General features: G+C 73.0%; 2 protein-coding genes and 1 pseudogene. 2 read left to right on the top strand and 1 reads right to left on the bottom strand.

From position 1 onward, the window contains the following. Window positions 1–585, bottom strand: a 585-nt coding sequence (locus PSH25_RS22455; protein WP_238660946.1) for a serine/threonine-protein kinase, incomplete at its 3' end; no start/stop codon positions are given. 537 nt (window positions 586–1,122) lie between these two features. Here PSH25_RS22455 and PSH25_RS22450 point away from each other — a divergent pair. Together PSH25_RS22450 and PSH25_RS22445 are read left to right on the top strand one after the other, a co-directional pair. Continuing rightward, window positions 1,123–1,755, top strand: coding sequence for an RNA polymerase sigma factor (locus PSH25_RS22450; RefSeq protein WP_238660947.1), 633 nt, complete (start codon window positions 1,123–1,125; stop codon window positions 1,753–1,755). Window positions 1,756–1,771: 16 nt separating this feature from the next. Then, window positions 1,772–2,009, top strand: a pseudogene (locus tag PSH25_RS22445) (hypothetical protein); the annotation flags it as partial.

Genomic DNA, 2,009 nt, shown 5'->3' with positions numbered 1-2,009 from the left:
GTGAGTGGCCACGCCGCCGGTGGCCTGCTCGGGCGAGATGTACGAGGCGGTGCCGAGCACCGAACCGGCGGCGGTGAGCTGGCCGACCAGGTCGGAGCGGGCGATGCCGAAGTCGGTAAGCACCAGCGTGCCGTTCGGCCGGACCAGCAGGTTGCCCGGCTTGACGTCGCGGTGCACGATGCCGCCGCGGTGCGCCGCGTTGAGCGCCGCGGCCGCCTGGGCCACGATCGACATCGTCTCGGCCACGTCGAGCCGCCCGGCCGCCTCGATTCGCTTGGACAACGGCTCGCCGGCGACGAACTCCATGACGAGGTAGTCCGCCCGGCCGCCGTCGGGGAGGTCGTCCTCGCCGCAGTCGAAGACCTGCACGATGCCGGGGTGCCGCAGCGCCGCCATGATCCGGGCCTCAGCGCGGAACCGGGCGATGAAGTCGGGATCGGAGACCAGCGCCGGCAGCAGAACCTTGACCGCGACCTGCCGGCCGAGGATCAGGTCGGAGGCACGCCAAACGTCGCCCATGCCGCCGGTGGCGACACGTTCGTCCAAGCGGTAGCGACCGCTGAGCACGACCTCCGATGACAGCACCGCAATACCGTACCTAGAGTGGCGCGGGGCGGCGCGCCGTGGCAGGGCCGCCGGGCGGCTGGTTCATCCTGGCTGATCCGGCCTGACCTGTGTGGACGCTCAACCTCGGTGACGCTGCGGATGTGCGGTGTCACGAAAAGCGACAATTTCCGTCGTCCAGGTCTGCGACGGTGGCAAGAAAGCGCCTTCAGGGGCGGTTGGCGTCTCCTGCTCACCAGCCGTTACGACGACGCGCCGCCCAGCAGGGTTGATAATTGTCACTCTTCCGTGACACGGTGCCGACTTGTCGCGTCGTGAGACCCCTTTTAGCGTTAGCCCGGCTTGGGCTCTCCCGGCTACCTTGGCGGGCAGCGCGCCGATCGACCACCCTGGCGTTGGCCCCGGACACGCCGCCCCCACAATCATGGTCGCGGGCACAATCAGAGCGGCGGAGGGCGGTGCGGTGCGGGTGCTGATCGGGCGGACGACTCGTGCCTCGTGGCCTGCTCCAGGGCGGCGCGTCGGGCCAGCACGCCCCGGGCGATGCGTGGGCCGCGAATGACCGCCGACCTGTCGGAGGCGGTGCGCGCCGCGCAGGCCGGGGACGAGGAGTCGTTCCGCTTCCTCTACCGCAGCCTCCAGCCGGGCCTGCTGCGATATCTGACCGCCCTCGTCGGGGCGGACGCCGAGGACGTCGCCTCCGAGACCTGGCTCCAGATCTCCCGTGACCTGCCCGGCTTCAGCGGGGGCGAGTTCCGGGCCTGGACGGTCACCATCGCCCGTAACCGCGCGATGGACCATCTGCGCCGGATGCGCCGCCGCCCGTCGCTCCCGGTCCCGGTGCAGGCGCTCGTCGACCTGGCCAGCGACGCGGACACCGCCGAGCGGGCCAGCGAGACGATCGGGACCGAGACCGCCCTCGCGCTGATCGCCACCCTCCCGCCCCGGGAGGCCGAGGCGGTCCTGCTGCGGGCCGTCATCGGGTTGGACGCGGGATCCGCCGGTCGGGTGCTGGGTCGCCGGGCCGGTGCCGTGCGGACCGCCGCCCACCGAGGCCTACGCCGGCTCGCGGTCCTGCTGGAGCGGCAGGGCCCAGCCGGGTCACCAGTCGGGGTCGAGGGGGTGCCGCCGCCACGCACGGAGAGCGGCTCGGCCCTGCGAGCACCGCACGCCGAACCGGCGGACGGCTGACGTGAGGGGACTCCCGATGAACCCGTTCCGGCGGGCCGACCACGCCGACACCGAGCGGCTGCTCGACTCGGCCCACGCCCGGGTGGATGCCAGGCTTGATCAGGGTCGCCCCGCAACGCCTACGGAAGCGGACGCGACACCACCTCAGGTGCGCCTGGCCGCCCCGAGCGTGCCTGCGGCCGAGCCGGTGGCCGCGTTGCTCGCCGCAGCGGCCGGCCCCGTCCGGCCGGGCGAGTTGGCCGGCGAGGAGGCCG

Origin of the sequence: Micromonospora foliorum (genome assembly GCF_022229015.1) — a bacterium.
Taxonomy (GTDB): domain Bacteria; phylum Actinomycetota; class Actinomycetes; order Mycobacteriales; family Micromonosporaceae; genus Micromonospora; species Micromonospora foliorum.
Note: the sequence above shows the minus strand (reverse complement) of the source record. Positions and strands in the feature narration are given on the sequence as shown.